Origin of the sequence: Azospirillum doebereinerae (assembly GCF_003989665.1) — a bacterium.
In the GTDB taxonomy this organism is placed as follows: Bacteria; Pseudomonadota; Alphaproteobacteria; order Azospirillales; family Azospirillaceae; genus Azospirillum; species Azospirillum doebereinerae.
In genome coordinates this window covers 171939-195592 of the sequence record NZ_RZIJ01000010.1, presented here as the reverse complement: position 1 = coordinate 195592, position 23654 = coordinate 171939, and the positions used below count along the sequence as shown (strand labels likewise).

Below are 23654 nucleotides of genomic sequence, written 5' to 3'. Positions count from 1 at the left end.
GATGATGGCAAGGCTGCTGACGCTGGTCTGGGTCCTGATGGTGGTCTTTGTCTCAAGCGGCCCGGTGAGGGCCGATTTCACGCCTCCGGGGGCGCTGGCGGACGCCGCCGGTTACGCCAACAGCCTGTTCGCCAAGGCCCCGCCGCAACCGAATCCGAAGCTCCAGGCCGAGGCGCTGAAACAGGCCCGCGCGGCGATGGAGCGCAAGGACGCCACCGCCGCCGTCCCGAAATTCGAGCAGGCGATCACCCAGGGCGCCAACACGCCCTCGGTCTGGCTGGAATTGAGCGCCGCGTGGTCGGCCCTGCCGGCGCCCAACAAGGACCGCGCGCTGCACGCCGCCGTGCTGGCCGGCCGCGCCAACACCAAGGACGAGGACCGCGTCGCCATCCTCTGGCGCATCGCCACGCTGATGGACGAATCCTTCGGCAAGCCGGAGGAGGCGGTGAAGGCGCTGGCCTCGATCCGCGAGATCGCCGGGCGGATGGAAGCGGCCGTCATCGACACCTACGCGCCGGGACTGGAAGGCCGCTGGCTCGCCATGCGCCGCAAGGCGGGCTTGCGCCTGACCGGCGTCACCGTCAACCCGGACGACGGCCCGCGCGCCTGCTTCCAGTTCACCGACACCCTCAGCCTACGCCGGGGCGTCCGCTTCGACGATTTCCTGCGGGTCGAGCCGGCGACCAAGCTGTCGGTCGAGACCCGCGAGAACACGCTGTGCGTGCGCGGTCTGGCCCATGGCTCGGCCTACCGGGTCACCCTGCGCCAGGGGTTGCCCGGCGAAGACGGCATCGACCTGAAGGCCGACGAGACCCAGTCGGTCCGCGTCCCCGACCGGCCGGCGATGGCGTCCTTCCGCGGCTCGGCCTTCATCCTGCCGCGCAGCGGGCCGGACGGCATCCCGCTGGTGACCGTGAACACCGAGAAGATCGCCGTCCAGGTCTACCGCGTCAACGACCGCGCGCTGATCGCCGGCGCGCAGGAAGGCCGGCTGTTCAATCCCTTGACCGAGAACGCCGCCGAACAACTGGCTGACCGCACCGGCGAACTGGTGTGGAAGGGCGAACTGGACGTCAAGGTCGACCGCAACCGCGACACGCTGACCGCGCTTCCCTTCCGCAAGGCGGTCGGCGACGACCCCAAGCCCGGCCTCTACGCCGTCACCGCCAAGCCGACCGACGTCGCCGACGCCGACCCGTGGGAGGAACTGGCGACCCAGTGGGTGCTGGTCTCCGACATCGGGCTGACCAGCGTCCGGGGCGCCGACGGGCTGACCGTCTTCGCCCGCTCCTACGGCACGGCCAAGCCGCTGGTCGGGGTCGAGGTCGCGCTGGTCGCCGCCAACAACGCCGAACTGGCGCGGGCGAAGACCGACGAGCTTGGCCGCGCCCGCTTCGCGCCCGGCCTGCTGAAGACCGGCGGCAACGCGCCCAACATGGTGATGGCCTATCTCGGCAGCGACTTCGCCGTGCAGGACCTGACCGGGGCCGCCTTCGACCTCAGCGACCGGGGCGTCGGCGGACGCCCGGCGCCGGGGCCGATGGACGCCTTCGTCTACACCGACCGGGGCGTCTACCGGCAGGGCGAGACCGTCAACCTGTCGGTCCTGCTGCGCGACGACAAGACCGACGCGGTCGAGAACTTCCCGCTGACGGTCAAGATCCTGCGCCCCAGCGGCACCGAGTATTTTTCCGGCCCGGTCCAGTCCCAGGCGGCGGGCGGCTTCTTCGTGCCGCTGACCCTGTCGCGCACGGCGCCGCTCGGCGGCTGGCAGGTGCTGGTCTACGGCGACCCCAAGGGCGAGCCGGTCGGGCGCGGCTCCTTCCAGGTCGAGGATTTCGTTCCGATCAAGCTGGCGCTCGACCTGACGGCCGGCGGGCCGTTCCTGGTGCCGGGCCAGCCCTTCGAGGTGGTGGCGCAGGGCCGCTTCCTCTACGGCCCGCCCGCCGCCGGCCTGGACGGCACCGCCGAGGTGCTGCTCCAGCCCGATCCGGCGCCGTACCCGGCCTTCAGGGACTACCGGTTCGGCCGGGTGCAGGACGGTTTCGACTCCAAGTTCAACGAGCTGTCCTTCCCGACCACCGACGCCGAGGGCCGCTCCCGCGTCGCGGTCGAACTGACCGACGTGCCCGACACCAGCAAGCCGCTGCGCGCGCAGATCACCGTCAACCTATCCGAGCCGGGCGGGCGCCCGGTGCGCAAGTCGGTCACCGTGCCGGTGCGCGCCAAGGCCCACGCGCTGGGGCTGCGCCCGCGTTTCGCCGATGGGCGGATCGGCGAGGGGCAGGAGGCGAGCTTCGACCTCGTGGCGGTGGCCCCCGACGGCACCGCCATCGTCAAGCCCGGCCTGAGCTGGGAGCTGGTCGAGGAGCGTACCGTCTACCAATGGTACCGGCAGAACGGCCGCTACAGCTACAACGCCAGCACGCGCAACATCCCGCTGGCGTCGGGCACGGTCGCGACGACGGCGGACAAGCCGGCGGTGCTGGCGCTGGGCAAGCGCGACTTCGGCCGCTACCGCGTCGAGGTGACGGACAAGGCGGCGGGCGTTTCCTCCTCCTACCGCTTCTACGCCGGCTGGCAGACCAGCGAGGACAACGGCGGCACGCCCGACAAGCTGGAGGTCTCGACCGACAAGCAAAGCTACCGCCCCGGCGACACCGCCCGCGTCCACATCGTGCCGGCCTTCGCGGGCGAACTGCTGCTGACCGTGGCGACCGACCGCCTCTTCGAGGTGCGCAACCTGTCGATCCCCGCCGAAGGCGCCACGGTCGAACTGCCGGTGGACGCCGCCTGGGGACCGGGCGCCTACGTCACCGCCACCGCCTTCCGCCCGCCGGTCAAGGGGCGGGAGCGGCAGCCGGTGCGCGCGGTCGGCGTCTCCTGGGTCGGCATCGACCCCTCGGTGCGGACGCTGGACGTGACGCTCGACGCGCCCGCCACCATCCGCCCGAACGGCAAGCTGGAGGTCGCGGTGAAGGTCGCCCCGGCCGGTGGCGGCACGGTGGAGGACGCCTACGTCACGCTGGCGGCGGTCGACGAGGGCATCCTGCGCCTGACCGACTTCGCCAGCCCGGAGCCCGGCAAGCATTTCTTCGGCAAGCGGACGCTGGGCCTCGACATCCGCGACGATTACGGCCGCCTGATCGACGCGCTGGACGGGCCTTATGGCGCCATGCGACAGGGCGGCGATTCCAGCGGGGCGGGGCTGCCGGTGGTGCCCTTCACCGTGGTGTCGCTGTTCAAAGGGCCGGTGAAGGTCGGGGCGGACGGCATCGCCCGCATCGCCTTCGACGTGCCCGACTTCAACGGCGAACTGCGCGTCATGGCGGTCGCCTACAGCCGCAACCGCGTCGGCTCGGCGGCCAAGCCGGTGACCGTGCGCGACCCGTTGGTCGCCGACGCGATCCTGCCGCGCTTCCTGGCACCGGGCGACGACAGCCGGGTGACCCTCTCCCTGCACAACGTCGAGGCTGCCGCCGGGACCTACGCGGTGACGGTGACCGGCCGCGACGCGGTGTCGGTGGAGGGCGGCTCGCTCTCCGTCCCGTTGGAAAAGGGGGAGCGCAAGACCCTCATCGTGCCGTTGAAGGGCCTGTCGGCCGGCATCGGTCAGGTCGCCCTGTCGGTGAAAGGGCCGGAGAACCTCGCCGTCACCCACGAGTACGGCATCACCGTCCGCCCGGCGCGCGCGGTGGAGACCCAGTTCGTCACCCGTCAGGTGGCGCCCGGCGAAAGCTGGCGCTTCGACGGGGCGGAGCTGGCCGCCTATGTGCCGGGCACCACCGCGTGGTCGGCGAGCTTCACCACCGCGCCGCCCTTCGACGTCGGCGGCATCCTACGCGCGCTCGACCGTTACCCCTACGGCTGCCTGGAGCAGACCGTCAGCCGCGCCCTGCCGCTGCTGTCGGTGCGCGACGTGGAGCTGGCGCTGGGTACCGACCGCAAGCCGGACGACGGGCTGGAAAGCCGCATCCAGCAGGCGGTCTCGCGCACGCTGGACAAGCAGCGCTTCGACGGCGCCTTCGGGCTGTGGGGCGCCCAAGACACGGCCGACGGCTGGCTAAGCGCCTACGCCACCGAGTTCCTGGTGCGCGCCAAGCAGAAGGGGCAGGCGGTGCCGGACAAGCCGCTGACCGACGCGCTGGCGTGGCTGCGTCAGCGCGCCATCTCCAGCGCGAGCGATCCGGAGGAACTGGCGGTCCGCGCCTACGCCCTGCACACGTTGGCGCTGGCGGGGATCTCGCTGCCGGGGCCGGCGCGTTATCTGCACGACACGGCGCTGGAATCGCTGCCGAGCCCGCTCGCCAAGGGCCAACTCGGGGCGGCGCTCGCCCGCATGGGCGACACCGAGCGGGCGACCAGCGCCTTCAATTCGGCCGTCTCGCGGCTGGCGCGCGACGAGTGGCGGATCGATTACGGCTCCACCGTGCGCGACGCGGCGGCGCTGGTGGCGCTGGCGGCGGAGGTCAACATGATCGGCGACCGCCTGCCGGCGCTGCTCGACCGCCTGCCGGTCTCCGCCACGGCGGCGAACCGCACCAACACGCAGGAGAAGGCCTGGGCGGTGCTGGCCGCCGACGCGCTGCTGCGCGGCGCCCCGGCGCGGGTCGAGATGACCTTGAATGGGGTGAAGCGCGACGGCGCGCGGGTCGACCTGACGCCGACGCTGGCGCAGTTGAGGGCCGGGCTTCCGGTCGCCAACAACGGCAAGGCGGCGGTATGGCAGGCGGTGTCGGTGTCCGGCGTGCCGGTGGCGCCCGCCCCGGCGGCGCGCGAGGGGCTGCGCATCAAGCGCAACTTCTTCACCCGCAAGGGCGAGCCGCTGAACCTCGACGCCATCCGCCAGAACGACGTGTTCGTCGTCGTGCTGGAGGGCGAGGCCAACACCAGCCTGTACCATCAGGCCGTGTTGACCCACCCGCTGCCGGCTGGCTGGGAAATCGAGAACGCCAAGCTGGGGGCCGGCGAGGTGACGGACATGCCGTGGCTCGGCTCCCTGACCGGGACCAACACCACCGAGGCGCGGGACGACCGCTTCGTCGCCGCCTTCGACCTGACCGAGGAGGAACGCAGCTTCAAGCTGGCCTTCATCGTCCGCGCCATCACGCCGGGCGTCTACGAGCTGCCGGGCGCGTCGGTGGAGGACATGTACAAGCCGCGCTTCTTCGCCCGGCAGACCATCGGCCGCATCACCGTCCATCCGGCGGAGTGACCGATTGAGGGCGCGGTTGCGTAAAGTCCTGACCGGCGTCGCGGCGGGAGCCGTGGCGCTGGCCGGGACGGCCTTGACCCTGGACGCGCTGTTCCCGCCGCCGCTCGCCCGGCTGGGCGACCTGTCGGTGACGGTGGCGGACCGGGGCGGGCAGCCCCTGCGGGTCTTCACCAACCGGGACGGCGCGTGGCGGCTGCCGGCTGACGCAAGTGCGGTGGCACCGCTCTTCGTCGATCTGCTGCTGTCCTACGAGGATCGGCGGTTCGAGAGTCATCCTGGCGTCGACCCGCTGGCGGTGTTGCGGGCGGTCGGGCAGAATCTGGGGGCCGGACGTGTGGTGTCGGGGGCCTCAACCCTGACCATGCAGGTCGCCCGCCTGCTGGAGCCGCGCCCGCGTACCCTGTCGGCCAAGCTGATCGAGGCGGCCCGCGCGGCGCAGTTGGAATGGCGCTACGACAAGCGCGCGATCCTCGGCATGTACCTGACCCTCGCCCCCTACGGCGGCAACGTCGAGGGCATCCGCGCCGCCGCGCTGACCCTGTTCGGCAAGCCGCCGACCGAGCTGGACGCGGCGGAGGCGGCGCTGCTGGTCGCCCTGCCGCAGGCGCCGTCCCGCCTGCGCGCCGACCGCTTCCCGGAGCGGGCGCGGGCGGCGCGTGACAAGGTGCTCGACCGGGCGCTGGAGGCCGGCTTGCTCTCCGCCAAGGCGGTGGCGGAGGCGAAGACCGAGCCGGTGCCGTCCGTCCGCCAGCCCCTGCCGGCCTCGGCGCCGCATCTGGCCGCTTCGGTACGGGCGCGGCGTCCGGGCGAGGCGCTGGTTACGACCACTTTGGACGGCGGCTTGCAGCGCGCCGTCGAGGCGCTTGCCCGCCGCGAGGCGGAGACCCTGCACGAGCGCGCCGGTCTGGCGGTGCTGGTGGTGGACAACCGGACCCGCTCGGTGCTGGCCTATCTCGGCAGTTCCGACGCGCTGGACGAGCGGCGGCTCGGCCCCATCGACATGGTGCGGGCGGTGCGCTCGCCGGGCTCGGCGCTGAAGCCCTTCATCTACGGGCTTGGCTTCGACGACGGGGTCGTCCACCCGCTGACCCAGGTGTCGGACGTGTCCACCCGCTTCGGCGACTGGGCGCCGCGCAACTTCGACCGCGCCTTCAACGGCGACCTGACGATCCAGGAGGCGTTGCAGCGCTCGCTGAACGTGCCGGCGGTGATGGTGCTCGATCAGGTCGGGCCGCTGCGCTTCGCCGACGCCCTGCGCCGGGCCGGCGCCCGGCTGGTCATGCCGGCGGGCAGCACGACGCCCGGCCTGCCGGTGGCGCTCGGCGGCGCGTCGATCAATCTGTGGGATATGGCGACGCTCTACGCCGGGTTGGCGCGCGGCGGCGTGGTGGCGCCGCTGCGGGCGGTTCCCGGTGCCGAGGGGGCGGAAACCCGCCTGCTGTCCGCCTCCGCCGCGCAGCAGGTCCGCGCGATCCTGGAGGGCACGCCGCCGCCGCCCGGCACCGTCCAAGCGCAGGAGTTGCGGGCCGGCGGTCCCATCGCCTTGAAGACCGGCACCAGCTACGGCTTCCGCGACGCCTGGGCCTTCGGCGTGACGGAGCGCTACACGGTGGGTGTCTGGGTCGGCCGGCCGGACGGAACGCCCAGCCCCGACCGCTACGGCCGCAACACGGCGGCGCCGCTGCTCTTCCAGGTCTACGACCTGCTGCCGCGCGACCACGGGCGCCCAGCTGGTCCCATCCTGTCCGAGGCGCCGCCGGAGCTTCTGCGCCGGCTGCACGCGGGCGAACCCGGTGTGACGGCGGCTCAGAAGCCCGACCGTCCGCGCCTGCTGTTCCCCGGCGGCGACATGGAACTGGAGGCGCTTGGACCCGACGGGCGGGGAGAGCCGCTGACCCTGCTGGCCACCGGCGGGCGGCGCCCGCTGTCCTGGCTGATCGACGGCCGGCGCATCGCCCTGTCGCCCATCGGGCGCGAGGTGGTGTGGCGCCCCGAAGGGCCGGGGCCGGTGCGCATCACCGTATTGGACGCCGACGGGCGCAGCGACAGCGCGACCGTGGACATCCGCTGAGTCCGTGTTTCAAGCGTTCTGCTTGAGGTAGGCGCGCGGCGGCGCGCCGAGGACGCGCTTGAACATCGTCGTGAAGGCCGCTGGGTTGTCGTAGCCGAGGTCCAGCGCCACCGTCGTCACCGCTTCCCCCGCCACCAGCCGGGGCAACGCCGCGACGAGGCAGGCTTGCTGGCGCCATTCGACGAAGCTGAGGCCGGTCTCCTGCCGGAACAGCCGCGTGAAGGCGCGCCGGCTGAGGCCCAGCGCGTCGCTCCACTCCTCGATGGTCGCGTGCGTCGTCGGCCGGCGTAGGAAGTGCCGGCACCGCTCCGCCAGGGCGGCGTGCCCCGGAAAGGGCAGGGAGAGCGGCAGCACCGGCAATTGCCGCAGCTCGTGCAGGATCAGCGCCATCAGCGCCCCGGCGTGGCTGTCCGGCTCGTAATCCACCGGCACGTCCATCGCCCTGGTCATCAGGCTGCGCATGAAGGGCGACAGGCCGACGACCTGACAGCGGTCGGGCATGCCGCCGGTCAATTCCGGTTCCAGGTAGAGGCTCTGGGTGCTGACCGCGCCGATCATGCGCACCTCGTGGACGACGCCCGGTGGGATCCACAGGCCGCGCTGCGGCGGCATCACCCACCGCCCCTGCGAGGTCGCCAGCACCAGCACCCCCGTGGCGCCGGAGAGCAACTGCCCGCGCCGGTGCCGGTGGGGAGCGAGCATGCCGCCGTCCTGGTAGTCGTGGCCCGTCACGATCAGCGGGCGCGGCACCGCGTCGATGGCGTCGATGGGAACGTTCCGGACCATGGCCCAGTCTCGTAGAAAATCGGCCTGACCTCGGTGGCGGGCCTCTTCCGTCCTTCATATGCTTACGGTCCATGACGCGCAACGTCCCGCCCGGCCGCCGGTCCGGCCGAGGGGAGAAAAAGGGTTTCCACCGTGTTCCAAAGCGCCATTGCCCGGCCCAAGGCCGGCACGACCGCGTTTTCCATCCTGGGGGCGATCAGCGCCTGCCATCTGCTGAACGACATGATGCAGTCGCTTCTGCCGGCGATCTATCCCATCCTGAAGGAGGGCTTCGACCTCAGCTTCACGCAGATCGGCGTGCTGACGCTGATCTACCAGATCACGGCCTCGCTGCTGCAACCGCTCATCGGCCTCTTCACCGACCGCCGGCCGATGCCCTATTCGCTGACCATCGGCATGGGCGCCACGCTGGGCGGGTTGGTAACCCTGGCCTTCGCGACCGGCTACCCGATGCTGCTGGCCGGTGGAGTCCTGCTGGGGCTCGGCTCCTCCATCTTCCATCCTGAGGCGTCGCGCATCGCGCGGCTGGCGTCGGGCGGCGCGCATGGGCTGGCGCAGTCGTTGTTCCAGGTCGGCGGCAACCTCGGCTCCTCGCTGGGGCCGCTGCTGGCCGCCTTCGTCATCCTGCCGCATGGGCAGAGCAGCCTCGCTTGGTTCGCCTTCGCGGCGCTGGCGGGCATGGTCGTCCTGGCGGGGCTGGGGAACTGGTCCAAGCACAACGGGCACACGCGCCGTGCGGCGCGTGGGGCGGGGGCCGGGCATTCCGACCTGACCCAGGCCCAGGTCCGCCGGGCGATGTCGGTGTTGGTCGTGCTGATCTTCTCGAAATACATCTATCTGGCGAGCATCACCAGCTACTACACCTTCTACCTGATGCACCGCTTCGACCTGCCGGCGCGGACGGCGCAGCTCTGCCTGTTCGTCTTCCTCGCGGCCGTGGCGACGGGCACGGTGATCGGCGGCCCCATCGGCGACCGGATCGGCCGCAAGACCGTCATCTGGACGACGATCCTTGGGATCCTGCCTTTCACGCTGGTGCTGCCCCATGTCGGGCTGACGGCGACCATCGCGTTGAGCGCGGTCATCGGGCTGGCGTTGGCCTCGGCCTTCCCGGCCATCGTGGTCTACGCGCAGGAACTGGTGCCGGGCCGGGTCGGCATGGTGTCGGGGCTGTTCTTCGGTCTGGCCTTCGGGTTCGCCGGGATCGGGGCGGCCGGGCTCGGCGTGCTGGCCGATTGGATGGGCATCGATTTCGTCTATCTGGTTTGCTCGTTCCTGCCGTTGCTGGGTCTGTTCGCGGTCTTACTGCCCAAGACCGGTCAGAAGGCCGAACGGGCCTGACGGCGGGCCGCTAGGACGCCCGGCGGAAGCGCTCCGGCCGGGCTTGCCCAACCTCGTTCCACACCCGCATCCGCACGCGCATCTGCTTCTGGCAATCGGCCGAGCAATAGAGCGGCGCCGGCCCGCGCATCGACGGGCGGGCGAAAGGACGGCCGCAGCAGGCGCAATGAAGCTGACGGGCGTGGGCGTGGTGGGCCGGACGGGTGGTGGCGGTCATGACAAGGGGCTGGGGGTGGTTTCGGGTGACCGCCAATATAGGGGTTGATTGTTGCACTTCCATGCTCGCGCGATCGGCTATGACCATAGGCCGGGAGCTGTCCCGAAAGGGGTGGCCGATTGACCGTCCGCGCCCTTCGGCCTATGTGTGGCGGGTCGGAAACGGGATGGCGCCGCATGCGGGCAGGGCTGTGGACAAGGTTTGGACGGGCGATGCCGGCGCTGATGAGCGTCCTGGCTCTGGCTGTCCTGCTGTCGTGGTCCGGTGGTGCGTCCGCCATGGCCAACCACAAGGCATCCGCCCACGCCGCGCATCAGCACGCCACAGGCACGGCGACGCCCGTTGCGCGGCTGTCCATGCCGGATGACGCGGCGCCCTGCCATCACGGACAGGGCCGGGCGCGTCCTCCCTGCTGCGCGGGGCTGGCTTGCGTTGCCATGCCTGTGGGCCTCGCCGCCGAAAGCCTGTCGGCGCCCGAGCCGGGCAGAGGAGCGGATCGTCCGGCGGGAGCCTCCTTGCTGGACGGTGTGGGCGTGCCGCCGGATTTGCCGCCGCCACGCTTGGGATGACCGCTGCCCTGGTTAGGGGCATCCCTCATCCTCATCCCTGCCTTTTCCGGAGTCCCTCATGACTCTCCCAGTTTCCCGCCGTCGCCTGTTGGCCACGGCCGCCGCCGGCGGCTGCGCCGCCCTGCTTCCCGCATTTCCGCGTGCTCTTGCTGCCGGCGCCGCCACCCGGCTGACGGTTGACGGCCGCACGCTGGAGGTGAACGGCAAGGCCGCCACCGTCTTCGGCATCCGCCAGCCCGATGGCACCGCCGGTCTGACCCTCGATCCCGGCCGACGTTTCCTGGTCGACCTCGCCAACCGATCGGGCGAGGACAGCGTCATCCACTGGCATGGACAGACCCCGCCCTACGTCCAGGACGGCGTCGCCGACCTCAACCGCCCGAACATCCCCGATGGCACGACGGTGTCCTACGCTTACGAGCCGCGTCCGGGAACACACTGGATGCATTCCCACCACGGTCTGCAGGAGCAGCGCCTGATGGCCGCGCCGCTGATCGTGCGAAGCGCCGACGACCGGCTCGCCGACGAGCAGGAGGTGGTGGTCCTGCTGCACGACTTCACCTTCCGCGATCCGGCGGAGTTGCTGGCCGGCCTGACCGGTGGCGCGGTGCCCTCCGGCCATGGAGCCGGGCATGGCGGCGGTCACGCCGGCATGAACCACGCCATGCCGGCCCCGGCCGCTTCCGGCCACGCCATGCACGGGATGGGCGGCGGGGCCATGGCGATGGACCTGAACGACGTCGAGTACGACGCCTACCTCGCCAACGACCGCACCCTCGACGATCCCGAACTGGTGCGGGTGGAGCGGGGCGGCCGGGTGCGGCTGCGGATCATCAACGGAGCGACCTCGACCGCCTTCCACATCGACCTTGGCGGCCTGACCGGCCGCGTGATCGCGGTGGACGGCACGCCGGTCCGACCGGTGGAGGGGCGCCGCTTCGGGATGACGATGGGCCAGCGTCTGGACATCCGCCTGACCCTGCCCGCCGAGGGCGGCGCCTTTCCAATCCTGGCTCTGCGCGAAGGGGCGGTGGAACGCACCGGCATCGTTCTGGCGAGCGCCGGTGCGGCGGTGACGAAGTTGTCCGGCCGGTCGTCCGAGGCCACCGGCGCGCTCGACCTGGGGTTGGAGGGGCGCCTCACCGCGCTCGCCCCGTTGCCGGCGCGGGCGGCGGACGTCACGGCCCGCCTGCGGCTGACCGGATCGATGATGCCCTATGCTTGGACGCTCGACGACCGCGCGTTCGGCGCGCACGCGCCCTTGACGGTCGCCAAGGGACAACGGGTGGTCCTGACGCTGGAGAACGCGTCGGACATGGCCCACCCGATGCACCTGCATGGCCATCACTTTCAGGTGGTCGCGCTGAACGGCGCGCCGCTGGCCGGGGCGGTGCGCGACACGGTGCTGGTGCCGGTAAGAGGGAGCGTCGCCGTGGCCTTCGACGCGGACAACCCCGGCCGCTGGCCGCTGCACTGCCACAACCTGCTGCACATGGCGACGGGAATGATGACCGAGGTCGTCTACGACGGTTACGCCTGAGCCGGCGCCCGCTCAGTAATGCGGCGGGGGGCGGTCGTCCTGCGGCGAGCGTCCCCCGCCGGCCTCGACCTCCGCCATCTGTTCGCGCAGGCGGCGCAGGTGGAGCGTCAGCCGGTCGATGGTGCGGCTCTGCTCGTAGAGGACCTCCGACATTTCCTCGGCCATGCGCTCGTGATGGGCGACACGGCTTTCGAGATCGGTCAGACGCTGTTCGAGAGCGGGGTCCATAAGAAGTGTCCGGTGGAATGGGGGAAGCGGGGCGCGCACCATGGACCATTCCCCGCTCCCGGTCGAGCGTCCGACGCGCTACCGCAGCAAGCCCGTCAGTCAGGACACCATGGCGGTGGTCCCGGCCAGCCAGCCCGACAGGCCGGTCAGCACCAGCACCATGGCGCTGGCCAGCCGCAGGGTCAGCGGCGCCATCGCCAAACCGCCCATCAGATCGCGGTTGCGCAGCAGCAGCAGCATCGGCACCAGGATGAAGGGCAGGGTCAGCGCCAGGATCACCTGGCTCAGCACCAGCAACTCGTCCGCCGCGCCGTCGCCCGAGGTCCACAGGATGGCCAGCGCCGGCACCAGGGAGGCGCTGCGGGTGACGAGCGCGCGCATCAGCGGGCGCATCCGCAGGTTCAGGAAGCCTTCCGTGACGATCTGCCCGGCCATCGTCCCGGTGGTGGTGGAGCTTTGCCCGGCGGCCAGCAGGGCCACGGCGAAGATCAGGGCCGCACCGGTGCCGATGGTGCTGTCCAGCAGGGCGTGGGCGTCCTCGATGCCGGGCGGGCTGGCTTCCGGCGCGATGCCTTGGAAGGCGACGGCGGCGACGGCCAGGATGGCGCCGTTGACCAGACCGGCCAGCGTCAGGGCGCTCGCCAGATCGATGGTCAGCCAGCGGGCGGCGCGTTGCCGCTCGGCGTCGGTCGCCTCCGCTGCCAGCCGCGAGCGCACCAAGCCGGAATGCAGGAACAGGTTGTGCGGCATGACGGTGGCGCCGATGATGCCGAGCGACAGGTAGAGCATCTCCGGGTCGCGGGCCAGTTCGACGGTGGGCACCAGACCGGCCAGCAGGGCGCCAGCGTCGGGCTTGGCGATCAGCAACTCCCAGCCGAAACAGACGACGACCACGCTCATCAGCGCGCCCACCACCAGCTCCGGCGCCCGGCCGCGCGCGCCGGGCAGGGCCAGGATGGCGAAGGTGGCGACGGCGGCGATCACCACCCCGGCCAGGATCGGGATGCCGAACAGCAGCTTCAGCGCGATGGCGCTGCCCAGCAGCTCGGCCAGATCGGTGGCGACCATCGCCAGCTCCGACACCGCCCACACCACCATCGCCACCGGGCGCGGGAAGCGGTCGCGGATCAGGCGGGCCAGATCCTTGCCGGTCGCCAGCGTCAGCCGGACGATCAGGGTTTGCAGGAAGATGCCGGCGAGGCTGGCGATCAGCACCGCCGACAGCAGGGCGAAGCCGAAGCTCGACCCGGCGGCGATGTCGGTGGCCCAGTTGCCCGGATCCATGTAGCCGACGGCGACGACGAAGCCGGGGCCCATCATCGTCCAGAAACGGCGGGGGGGCATCGGAACCGGAGCGGTGGCGGATTGCGCGCGGGAAGAGGGGGTGGTCACGCCGGAGGCTCCTGAACGACGACGGTTGCCGGACACGCGCGTGGCCGGTTCTTGGAAGGTGGCATCGCGGGGCGCGAAGGTCCAATCGGGACTTCCATGCGCAGCGATAGCCTCTCCCTATCTCCGGCCACCCCGCGGGGAGAGATGATCCGTGTGTTCAGAACAATGTAAAGGGCAAATCGTTCACTGTCTCATTCTCACTCCTTCTCAACGCCGTTTCGGACCGAAGCGCTTGCGCGGCGCCCCCCGGAAGCCGGCGGCGGGCGGCGGTTCGCGGCGTCGCGCGCGCGACGCCAGCCGTTCCGACAAGCGCTGGCCGATCGCGTCGCGGGTTGCGCGCACGTGGTCGCGGTCCGGCAGAGAATCGGGAAACTTTCGCGCCGCCCAGAAATACAGATCGCAGGCGCGCGACAGCCCCTCCAACAGGTCAGCTTCAAGTCCGTCCAGCCGGGGCGGAATCAGGCGACCGAGCGGCAGAGTCTCCCGCGCCTCGACGGCCTCCAGGATCGCGGCGTAGACCTTGGCGTCGGCGGGGTCCTCCAGGTCGGCAGGGGCGAGCAGCAGGTCGAGCCGGTCGGACAGACTCAGCCGACGGGCGTCCAGCAGCAGCGCCGCGCGCCGCAGCCCCGACAGGTCCGACAGCCGGAAGGGCGATCCGGCGACGGCGGCGTCGGCGAAGCAATCGACCAGCAGCCGGGTCTCCTGCGTCCCGATGTGGCCGGCCAGCCGGGCCAACATGGCGCGGGTCGGGCGGACGGACAGCGGGGCGTTGGGGTGCAGCCGGTGGTCGGGGCGCTCCAGCAGCTGGCGCAGTTGGGCCGGCGTGCCGCGCGCCACCACTCCGTAGAAGCCCTCCTCGAACTGGCCGAAGCGGCCGGCGCGGCCGGCGATCTGCTTGACCTCCGTCGCGGTCAGCGGGCGGATGGCGGTGCCGTCGAACTTCTCCAGGGCGGTGAACAGCACCCGGCGGCAAGGCAGGTTCAGCCCCATCCCGATGGCGTCGGTCGCCACCACCACGTCGGCCTCGCCGGACAGGAAGCGCGCCGCCTCGCGCCGCCGGACGGCGGGCGCCAAGGCGCCGTAGACGGTCGCCACCGTGAGGCCGCGCGCCAGCAGCGTGTCGCGCACGGAATGGACCTCGCGCCGGGAAAAGGCGATCAGCGCGTCGCCGGGCTCGATCTCCGGCCAGTCGAGCCGGCGGTCCAGCGCGGTCAGCGGGGTCTTGCGGTCCAATTCCACCACCTCCAGCGGCTCGCCGAGATGGGCGGCGGCGCGCTCGACCAGCGGGCGGACCTCCGGCGCGCCGAGGATGTAGACGGTCTCCGCCGGCACCCCCATCAGCGCGGCGGTCCAGGCCCAGCCGCGGTCCGGGTCGGCCAGCATCTGGATCTCGTCGATCACCGCAACCGCGACCGGGCGGTCGGGATCCATCACCTCGATGGTGGAAGCGGTGTGGCGGGCGCCGGGGGTGCGGATCTCCTCCTCGCCGGTGACCAGCGTGGTGGGGGTGCCCTCGGCGTTCAGGCGCTCCATCACCTCCAGCGCCAGCAGGCGAAGCGGCGCGAGGTAGACGCCGTCGCGGGCGGATTTCAAGGCGCCGATGGCGCGGTGCGTCTTGCCGGAGTTGGTCGGGCCGATCACCAGCACCAGTTTGCGATTGAGGCCGCGCGCCACCGGGAACAGCCGCTCGAAGCGGGCGAAGTCGAAATGGCGGTCGACGTAGGCCCGGCCGCGCGCCTCGGCACGGTCGCGGCGCCACTGGTCGTGCTCGCGCTCCCAGCGGTCGAGCAGATCGTCGGCGTCGAAGCGGTTGCGGGCGGCGCGGGTCAGCCGGTCGGCGAAGGCGGCGAAGGTCCAGTCGTCGGCCGGCTCGCCGATCTCTTCGGCGTAGGCGCGGAGCGCGGCGGCGACGCGCGACAGGGAGTCGTCCAGAGCGCCGGCCAAGGCGGGGTCGTGTTCCAGCCGGCCAGCGAGTTCGGCGTCGCCCAAATCCGACAGCTCCAGCGCGTCGAGGCTGCGGCTCGCCTGGAGGCGGACGGGCAGGGGCAGGCCGGGCCAGCGCAGTTCGTCGGTGCGGACGGCGCGCACGCGGGTGCGATCCTCGGCGGAGAGCAGGGCGGTGCGGGTGCCGTCCAGCGCGCGGCGCCCCTGGGCCAGCAGGGCGTCCCGGCGGTGGGCGCGGTCGATGCGGCCGCCGATCTCCAGCCGGATCGCGTCGCGCCGCTCGGCCGGCACCAGCAGGTCGCGCTTGCCTTTGGGGAGCGGCAGGCCGAGCGGAACCAGCCCACGCCCCTCCGCGTCGATCATCCGCGCCAGCCCGGCCGCCGCCAGCGTCGTCACCTCCGGGTGCGCCAGGGCGAGGTCGTGGACCAGATGCGGGTCGGCGGCGGCGAGGGCTTCGTCGCCGTCGTCATGGTCGCCGGTGTCCTGGATGGGGTTGCTCATCGGCTCTGCTCCGGATCGGCGGCGAAATGGTGGAGGACGATGCCGCTGGTGGTCGCCACGTTCAGCGAGTCGAAGCTTCCGGTCATCGGGATGCGCACCGTGCGGCTGCCGGCCAGCAGGGCGGGCGGCAGGCCCGGGCCCTCCGACCCGAACAGCAGGGCGGCGCGCGGCGGCGGTGCCAGCGCGGAGAGCGGCTCGGCCCCGGCGGGACTGAGCGCCACCGCCTGGAAACCGGCGCGGTCGAGCAGGGCCAGGGGATCCTCCCCGGCTTCCAGCCGGGCGGTGGGGACCAGCAGGGTCGCGCCCACCGACACGCGGATGGCCTTGCGGTAGAGCGGGTCGCAGCAGCCGGAATCGAGGATCACCCCGTCCGCGCCGAAGGCGGCGGCGTTGCGGAAGATGCCGCCCAGATTGTCGTGGTTGCCGATGCCGAACAGCATCACCACCCGCGCCCGCGCGCCGGTTCCCGCCAGAAGGTCGGCCACGCTCGGCATGGGTGCCTTTTCGCCGAGCGCCAGGATGCCCCGGTGCAGCGCGAAGCCGACGATGCGGTCCAGCACCGCCTGTCCCGCCGTGTAGACCGGCGTGCCCTCCGGCAGCTTGGCCAGCAGGGGGGCCAGGGCCTCGACCCGCTTGTCGGCGATCAGCAGCGACAGAGCGCGGTGGCGCTCCGCCTCCACGAGGCTGCGGACGACGACCGCGCCCTCGGCGATGAACTGTCCGTCGCGCCCGACCAGATCGCGTTCGCGCACGTCGCGGTAGGCGGCGATGCGCGGATCCTCCGGATCCTCGATGGGTATGATCGTCGGCACGGGGTGAGGCACTCGCGACGTTGCGGGACCTTATGCTTAGAGCATTCAGCCGGGCCTTTCCACGCCACCGGCGCTTGGGTCTTTTCCTCCGAAACCCGGCTTGGTCTTGTCGGTGGGATAGGGAGATCTAATGTTGCAATGCAGCATAACCGTGGAGATCCGATCATGGCGAAACTCGCGAAGCTCTGGGGCGCCCTGCGGCGCCGCCCGGGCGGCGCCGGAGCGTCCGTTCCGGTTCCGCCGCAACCAACCCCCGCCTCCCCCCGTCCTCCGATGGACCGGCCCAAGACCCGACTGGCTCTGGCGCTGCAGGGCGGCGGCGCGCATGGCGCCTTCACCTGGGGCGTGCTCGACCGGCTGTTGGAGGAGGAAAGCCTCGACATCGCCGGGGTCAGCGGGGCCAGCGCCGGGGCGATGAACGCCGCCATCCTGGTCCAGGGCTGGGCGCGCGGCGGCCGGCACGGCGCGCGGGCGGAACTCGACCGCTTCTGGGAAAAGGTCAGCGCCGCCGGGCGGCTCGGCCCGATCCAGCCGACCCTGACCGGCCGGATGTTCGGGCGCTGGAACGTCGACAACGCGCCGGGCACGCACTTGGTGGAATGGGCGCGGCGCTGGATCACGCCATATCAGATCCAATCGGCCGACTTCCATCCCCTGCGCGCGCTGCTGGGCGAGGTGATCGAGCCGGCGCTGATCAAGGACAGCGGGTTGCGCCTCTTCGTCAGCGCGACCAACGTGCGGACCGGCGGGCTGACCCTGTTCGACGAGACACAGGTCGGGGTGGACCATCTGCTGGCCTCGGCCTGCCTGCCGCATCTGTTCCGCGCGGTGCGGATCGACGGGCAGGATTACTGGGACGGCGGCTACGTCGCCAACCCGGCGGTGTTCCCGCTGATCGCGGCCTGTCCCGGCGTCGACATCGCGGTGGTGACGATCAACCCACTGACCAGTCCGGACACGCCGGAGGAGCCGGGGGCCATCGCGGCGCGGTTGAGCCAGATCACCTTCAACGCGCCGCTGGTGCGCGAGTTGCGGGCGCTGATGGCCTGCGGGGCGGCGCCCCGCCTGCACCTGATCGACGCCGATGCGGAACTGGGCGACCTCGGTGTCTACTCCAAGATGATGACGGATTGGGCCTTCCTGTCCTGGCTGCGCGAGGCCGGGCGCAAGGCGGGCGACCGCTGGGTGGAGAGCCATCTCGGCGCCGTCGGGGTGGAAACGACGCTGAGATCGGCGGCCTTTGCCTGAAAATCAAAAATAACCGCTGCAAAAAGGGATAGCCGGCACCCCGTCTTAGACGGTACTGCGGATTCATCTAAAATTTTCGACAACAGACACAACACGAGGCTCTGCATTGCTTGGGCGATAATTCTTGCAGCGGCCTGTGTTCTTCGCCGTCTCGATTTGATCACAACGCCGTCCCGCACGCTCCTGGCGATGCGAATACCGGTAACATCTCGTTAACCATACGCGGCCAATCTCCGGTCCAACGCAAACGGAAACGAGATTTCGCACCATGAGCATCGCCAATGGCTTCCTGCACACGGACGGCAACCAGATCGTCGATTCCTCAGGTCAGAATGTGAAGCTGACGGGTGTCAACTGGTTCGGGGCGGAGGGTTACGCCTTCAACCCGAACGGGATGGACACCAAAGGTTACTGGCACATGATGGACCAGATGAAGACCCTCGGGTTCAACGCCATCCGGCTGCCGTGGAGCGACGCGATGCTCGACGGCGACCGCGTGCCGACGGGCATCGATTACTCGAAGAACCCGGACCTCGAAGGCAAGACCACGTTGGAGGTCTTCGACCACATCGTCGAATACGCCGGCCGCATCGGGCTGAAGATCATCCTCGACCATCACCGCTCGGACGACGGCGCCTCGGCCAACGAGAACGGGCTCTGGTACACGGACAAGTACCCGGAATCCAAGATGATCGAGAACTGGAAGATGCTGGCGACGCGCTACGCCGGCAACGACACGGTGGTCGCCGCCGATCTGCACAACGAGCCGCACGGTCAGGCGACCTGGGGCGACGGCAACGCGGCCACCGACTGGGCCGCCGCCGCCGAGCGCATCGGCAACGCCATCCAGTCCGTCAACAAGGACTGGCTGCTGATGGTCGAGGGCGTCGAGATCCAGAACGACAGCTGGGAGTGGTGGGGTGGCAACCTGCGCGGCGCCAAGGAACACGGCGTCGAGTTCAACACCCCGGACAAGCTGGTCTATTCGGTCCACTCCTACGGCCCGTCCATCCACCAGATGAGCTGGTTCAACGACGAGGACTTCCCGAACAACCTGCCGGAGGTCTACGACGACAATTGGGGCTGGATGCTGAAGCAGGACAAGCACCCGGTGCTGGTCGGCGAATTCGGCGGCAAGCTGGACACCGCGCAGGACCAGCAGTACATGGCCAAGCTGGTCCAGTACATGAACGGCGATTTCGACGGCAACGGGACCAACGACCTCGGCGCCGGCAAGCAGGGGGCCAGCTGGACCTACTGGTCGTGGAATCCGAACTCGGGCGACACCGGCGGCATCCTGAAGGACGATTGGACCAGCGTCGACTGGACCAAGATGAACGCCGTGAAGCCCGGCCTGTTCGCCGGCGGCGGCAGCGCGGCCAAGGCGAAGGCGGCTTCCCTCGACGGGGCGGACGGGACCGATGTCTGGGCGCACACGGCGATCCAGGCCAAGGCGGCCGACGCGGCGGCGGCCTCGGTCGCGGCGGACGCCCACACGGCCTCGGCCACGGATCTCGGCGGCTTCGTCGACCCGTCGCTGCTGCACACGGTGCATCACGACAGCGACCTGCTCGCCGCCTGATCCACGCATCGCGCGCCCGGTTTTCGCGCGCTTGGCCTCCCGTCCGCAAGGACGGGGGGCCTTTTTCTTGGGCATGCCCTTCTTTGACTTGGGAGCGGGGCGCACGCCGCTTGCGCCCATGACGGCACCCCGCTAACTATGCCATCCTCATCGGACGGAGTGGAAACGGTGCAGTACGTCAGCACGCGGGGCGCGGCCCCGGTCCTGGGTTTCGAAGACGTTCTTCTGGCCGGGCTGGCCCGCGACGGCGGCCTGTACGTCCCGCAGAGCTGGCCGCAGTTCTCGGCCGACGAGATCCGGGCTCTGCGCGGCCTGCCCTACAGCGAGATCGCCGTGCGGGTGATGCGGCCCTTCCTGGGTGGTTCCATCGCCGAGGACGAGTTCCGCGCCATCGTCGAGGACGCCTACGCCGGCTTCGACCACGGCGCCGTGACGCCGCTGGTCCAGCTCGACCAGCGGACCTGGGTGCTGGAGCTGTTCCACGGGCCGACGCTGGCCTTCAAGGACGTGGCGCTGCAACTGCTCGGCCGCCTGTTCGACCATGTGCTGGCCAAGCGCGGGCAGCGGGTGACGATCGTCGGCGCCACCTCCGGCGACACCGGCTCGGCCGCCATCGAGGCCTGCCGCGACCGCGAGAACATCGACATCTTCATCCTGCACCCGAAGGGCCGCACCTCGGAGGTGCAGCGCCGGCAGATGACCAGCGTGCTGTCCTCCAACGTCCACAACGTCGCGCTGCACGGCACCTTCGACGATTGCCAGGACATCGTGAAGGCGCTGTTCAACGACACGGGGTTCCGCGACAGGATGGGCCTGTCGGCGGTGAACTCGATCAATTGGGCGCGCATCATGGCCCAGATCGTCTATTACTTCACCGCCGCCGTGGCGCTCGGCGCGCCCGACCGCAAGATCGCCTTCACCGTGCCGACCGGGAATTTCGGCAACGTCTACGCCGCTTACGGCGCGCGGGCGATGGGGCTGCCGATCGAGAAGCTGGTGGTGGGCTCGAACTCCAACGACATCCTGGCGCGCTTTTTTGCGAGCGGGACCATGTCCGCGGCGCCGGTCGTGCCTACTTTGAGTCCCAGCATGGACATCCAGATCTCCTCCAACTTCGAGCGCCTGCTGTTCGACCTGCTCGGCCGCGACGGCAGCGCCGTGACCGACGCCCTGAACCGCTTCCGCACCGAGGGCAAATTCGCCGTGACCGACGCCCAGCTGGCCGACGCGCTGGCGATTTTCTCCGGCCACCGGGTGGACGAGGACGCCACCATGGCCACCGTCGCCGCCACCTGGGAGGAAAGCGGTTACCTGCTGGATCCCCACACGGCGGTCGGCGTCGCGGCGGCCAAGGCCGACCCGCTCGACCCGTCCATCCCGATGGTGGTGCTCGCCACCGCCCATCCCGCCAAGTTCCCCGACGCGGTGGAGAAGGCGACCGGCCGCCGGCCGCCGCTGCCGCCCCGTCTTTCCGACCTTTACGAGCGCGAGGAACGCCTGTCCGAACTGCCCAACGACGTTGCGGCGGTCCAGGATTTCGTCGTTGCCCGCGCCCGCGCCGCCCAGGAGGCCGCATGAGTTCCATCCGTGTGACGACACTGCCCAACGGGCTCCGCGTCGCGACCGACACCATGCCCGATGTGCAGTCCGTCTCGCTGGGCTGCTGGGTCGGGGTGGGAACCCGAAACGAGGCGGCGAGCGTCAACGGCGTCGCCCACCTCGTCGAGCACATGCTGTTCAAGGGCACCAAGCGCCGCAGCGCCTTCCGCATCTCCGAGGAGATCGAGAACGTCGGCGGGCAGTTGAACGCCTACACGACCCGCGAGCAGACCGCCTACTACGCCAAGGTCCTGCACGAGGACGCCCCTCTGGCGCTGGACATCCTGGCCGACATGATCCAGCACTCGGCGCTCGACGCCGAGGAACTGGTGCGCGAGCGCACCGTGGTGCTGCAGGAGATCGGCCAGAGCGCCGACACCCCCGACGACATCATCTTCGACCACTTCCAGGCCACCGCCTATCCGGGGCAGGCGCTGGGCCGCCCGGTGCTGGGCTCGTCGGAGATCGTCGGCAGCCTGCCGCGCGAGGCGCTGGTGGACTACATCGGCGGGCATTACGGCGCGCCGGGCATGGTGCTGTCCGCCGCCGGACGGATCGAGCACGACCGGATGGTCGACATGGCCTTCAAGGCCTTCGGCGATTTGCCGAGCCACGCCCCGCCCGCGGCGGAAGCGGCGCGCTACGCCGGCGGCGACTACCGCGAGGCGCGCGACCTGGAGCAGATGCATCTGGTGCTCGGCTTCGACGGGGTTGGCGTCCACGATCCGGAATTCTACGCGCACTCCGTGCTCTCCACCCTGCTGGGCGGCGGCATGTCGTCCCGCCTGTTCCAGGAGGTGCGGGAGAAGCGCGGGCTGGTCTATTCCATCTACACCTTCACCGGCGGCTACCACGACGGCGGCCTGTTCGGCGTCTACGCCGGCACCGGCGAGGACGAGGTGACCGAGTTGCTGCCCGTCGTCTGCGATGAACTCGCCAAGGTCGGCGAGGACGTGACCGAGGACGAGGTGGCTCGCGCCCGCGCGCAGTTGAAGGCCGGCACGCTGATGGCGTTGGAAAGCACCATGTCGCGCTGCGAGCAGCTCGGCCAGCAACTGCTGATCTACGACCGCCCGATCCCGGTCGAGGAGGTCGTCGCCAAGATCGACGGGGTGGACCGGACCTCGGTGGTGAACGCCGCCCAGCGCCTGCGCCGGAGCCGCCCGACCGTCGCCGCCCTCGGCCCGATCGACCGGCTGGAGGATTACGACCGCATCGTGGAGCGTCTCGCCTGACGATGAACGCGTCGCTCTTGCCCCCTCCCTCCCACGCTTGCGCGTGGGCCCCTCCCTCCCCCGACTGCGTCGGGAGAGGGGACGGCAGCGGCAGTCCCCTCTCCCGCGTCAGCGGGGGAGGGTTAGGGAGGGGGCAGAGCGCTCCCTCATGTCCATGATCCGTCTGCTCGGTGGCGGCCTGATCAGCCCTCCGGCGATGCGGCTGGACGGACCGTCCTGCTACATCCGTCCACCCTTGCCGCGCGATTGGCGGGAATGGTCCGACCTGCGGGCCGATTCCCGCAGCTTCCTCACCCCGTGGGAACCGACATGGCCGGCGGACGCGCTGACGCGCACCGCCTTCGGCCGGCGGCTGCGCCGGCAGGCCCAGGAATGGCGGGACGACGAGGGGTACAGCTTCCTGATCTTCGACCGCGAGACCGACGCGCTGGTCGGCGGCCTCGGCCTGACCAACATCCGGCGCGGCGTCGCCCAGATGGGAACGTTGGGCTATTGGGCGGGGCAGCGCCACGCCCGGCGCGGTTACGTGTCCGGAGCGACGCGGCTGGTGCTGGATTTCGCCTTTGGACAGATGGGGCTGCACCGCATCGAGGCGGCCTGCCTGCCGACCAACCTCGCCAGCCGAGGCCTGCTGGAAAAGGTCGGCTTCACCCACGAAGGCTACGCGCGTGGTTATCTGCGCATCGACGGCGCGTGGCGCGACCATGTTCTCTACGCCGTGCTGCGCGAGGAGTGGAAGGGCTGAGCGCTGGTCCGAAGGGTGGGGTTCTACCCCGATTTCGTACAGGAATAGGACGATTGGCTTAACCAGCCATTAACCCGGCCACCGCACACTTCGACATGTTTTCAACGCCACAAACGGTGACACCATGTCGATGAAGCCCACTTGGACGAAAGAAAGCCCGCACCGCTACGCCGTGGAGCATTCCGGCCGCCGTGTCGATCTGCATTACGAGGAAGCCGGTTTCCAGAGCGGCTGGGCGGTCTACGCCGGTGAAACCCTGGTTCGCCGCTGCGCCGAGTTGATGCAGGCGCGGGGCGTCGCCGTGGCGCTGGCCTCCGGCGACGCGTGACCCGCCTGCGCGCCGCCGTTTACTTCTTCGGCGGCGTGGTGGTCTGCGTGTTTTGATTCTGGTTCTGGGACGTTTCGGCCTGCTGCTTGGCTTCGTCCTTCTTGTTGGCCTGATGGTGTCCGACGGCGCAGCCCACGGCAGCCCCGGCGACACCATGGCCCGAGCCGACCATATGCCCGGCGACCCCGCCGACGGCGGCGCCCTTCAGACAGCCCTTGGCCTCCGCGTCCTGCGGCAGGGCCGCCGCGCCGATGGCCAGCGCGGCCACGGCGATCGTCGCGAAAACAACCTTCATGGTGGG

Annotated in this window: 18 protein-coding genes; 11 read left to right on the top strand and 7 right to left on the bottom strand. The window is 70.6% G+C overall.

Annotated elements, in window-relative coordinates; all coding sequences use genetic code 11:
* Position 1 precedes the first annotated feature (1 nt).
* Entirely contained in the window at positions 2-5215 is a 5214-nt protein-coding gene (locus EJ913_RS14815; RefSeq protein ID WP_244939362.1) for an alpha-2-macroglobulin family protein, read from the top strand.
* 16 nt (positions 5216-5231) lie between these two features.
* Entirely contained in the window at positions 5232-7286 is a 2055-nt protein-coding gene (gene pbpC, locus EJ913_RS14810; RefSeq protein WP_244939361.1) for a penicillin-binding protein 1C, read from the top strand.
* A gap of 9 nt (positions 7287-7295) precedes the next feature.
* Here the strand turns inward: pbpC and EJ913_RS14805 are convergent, their stop codons facing one another.
* Complete coding sequence (locus EJ913_RS14805) at positions 7296-8072, bottom strand: AraC family transcriptional regulator (RefSeq protein ID WP_126999144.1); 777 nt, start codon at positions 8070-8072, stop codon at positions 7296-7298.
* 132 nt (positions 8073-8204) lie between these two features.
* On the opposite strand from EJ913_RS14805, the gene EJ913_RS14800 reads away from it, so the two are divergent.
* Positions 8205-9413, top strand: a complete 1209-nt coding sequence (locus tag EJ913_RS14800; RefSeq protein WP_126999142.1) for an MFS transporter — start codon at positions 8205-8207, stop codon at positions 9411-9413.
* Positions 9414-9423: 10 nt separating this feature from the next.
* Here the strand turns inward: EJ913_RS14800 and EJ913_RS14795 are convergent, their stop codons facing one another.
* A complete protein-coding gene (locus EJ913_RS14795; protein ID WP_126999140.1) occupies positions 9424-9630 on the bottom strand; it encodes a hypothetical protein in 207 nt (68 codons plus the stop codon).
* A gap of 212 nt (positions 9631-9842) precedes the next feature.
* Between EJ913_RS14795 and EJ913_RS14790 the strand changes: the two genes are divergently transcribed.
* Complete coding sequence (locus tag EJ913_RS14790; RefSeq protein ID WP_126999138.1) at positions 9843-10199, top strand: hypothetical protein; 357 nt, start codon at positions 9843-9845, stop codon at positions 10197-10199.
* 58 nt (positions 10200-10257) lie between these two features.
* Positions 10258-11739, top strand: coding sequence for a multicopper oxidase family protein (locus EJ913_RS14785; RefSeq protein WP_126999136.1), 1482 nt, complete (start codon positions 10258-10260; stop codon positions 11737-11739).
* 12 nt (positions 11740-11751) lie between these two features.
* Here EJ913_RS14785 and EJ913_RS14780 read toward each other — a convergent pair whose 3' ends face one another.
* From EJ913_RS14780 to EJ913_RS14765, 4 genes are all read right to left on the bottom strand, one after another.
* Positions 11752-11967, bottom strand: coding sequence for a SlyX family protein (locus tag EJ913_RS14780; protein ID WP_126999134.1), 216 nt, complete (start codon positions 11965-11967; stop codon positions 11752-11754).
* Between the two features lie 99 nt (positions 11968-12066).
* Positions 12067-13359, bottom strand: coding sequence for an Nramp family divalent metal transporter (locus EJ913_RS14775; RefSeq protein WP_238520163.1), 1293 nt, complete (start codon positions 13357-13359; stop codon positions 12067-12069).
* Positions 13360-13566: 207 nt separating this feature from the next.
* On the bottom strand, positions 13567-15804 hold the full coding sequence (locus tag EJ913_RS14770; RefSeq protein WP_126999132.1) for a helicase-related protein: 2238 nt from the start codon (positions 15802-15804) through the stop codon (positions 13567-13569).
* Positions 15801-16616, bottom strand: a complete 816-nt coding sequence (locus EJ913_RS14765; RefSeq protein ID WP_126999130.1) for a TrmH family RNA methyltransferase — start codon at positions 16614-16616, stop codon at positions 15801-15803. The genes EJ913_RS14770 and EJ913_RS14765 overlap by 4 nt, the downstream gene beginning before the upstream one ends.
* Positions 16617-16781: 165 nt before the next feature.
* On the opposite strand from EJ913_RS14765, the gene EJ913_RS14760 reads away from it, so the two are divergent.
* The 6 genes from EJ913_RS14760 to EJ913_RS14735 all read left to right on the top strand — a co-directional run bounded on the left by EJ913_RS14760 (position 16782) and on the right by EJ913_RS14735 (position 23353).
* The gene (locus EJ913_RS14760; protein WP_126999128.1) at positions 16782-17864 is read left to right on the top strand and encodes a patatin-like phospholipase family protein; all 1083 of its coding nucleotides are present in this window, start codon (positions 16782-16784) and stop codon (positions 17862-17864) included.
* Between the two features lie 268 nt (positions 17865-18132).
* Positions 18133-19446 (top strand): glycoside hydrolase family 5 protein, encoded by a 1314-nt coding sequence (locus EJ913_RS14755; RefSeq protein ID WP_126999126.1) that lies wholly within the window; start codon positions 18133-18135, stop codon positions 19444-19446.
* A 168-nt stretch (positions 19447-19614) separates the two neighbouring features.
* Positions 19615-21024, top strand: coding sequence for a threonine synthase (gene thrC / locus EJ913_RS14750; protein ID WP_126999124.1), 1410 nt, complete (start codon positions 19615-19617; stop codon positions 21022-21024).
* Entirely contained in the window at positions 21021-22280 is a 1260-nt protein-coding gene (locus EJ913_RS14745; RefSeq protein WP_126999122.1) for a M16 family metallopeptidase, read from the top strand. Before thrC ends, EJ913_RS14745 begins: the two co-directional genes overlap by 4 nt.
* Before the next feature lie 154 nt (positions 22281-22434).
* The gene (locus tag EJ913_RS14740) at positions 22435-23025 is read left to right on the top strand and encodes a GNAT family N-acetyltransferase (protein ID WP_126999201.1); all 591 of its coding nucleotides are present in this window, start codon (positions 22435-22437) and stop codon (positions 23023-23025) included.
* Between the two features lie 124 nt (positions 23026-23149).
* Positions 23150-23353 carry a hypothetical protein gene (locus EJ913_RS14735; RefSeq protein ID WP_126999120.1) on the top strand — a complete coding sequence of 68 codons (204 nt, stop codon included), beginning with the start codon at positions 23150-23152 and terminating at the stop codon, positions 23351-23353.
* Between the two features lie 19 nt (positions 23354-23372).
* On the opposite strand, the gene EJ913_RS14730 is transcribed toward EJ913_RS14735, so the two are convergent.
* Positions 23373-23648 (bottom strand): hypothetical protein, encoded by a 276-nt coding sequence (locus tag EJ913_RS14730; RefSeq protein WP_126999118.1) that lies wholly within the window; start codon positions 23646-23648, stop codon positions 23373-23375.
* Positions 23649-23654: the final 6 nt, after the last annotated feature.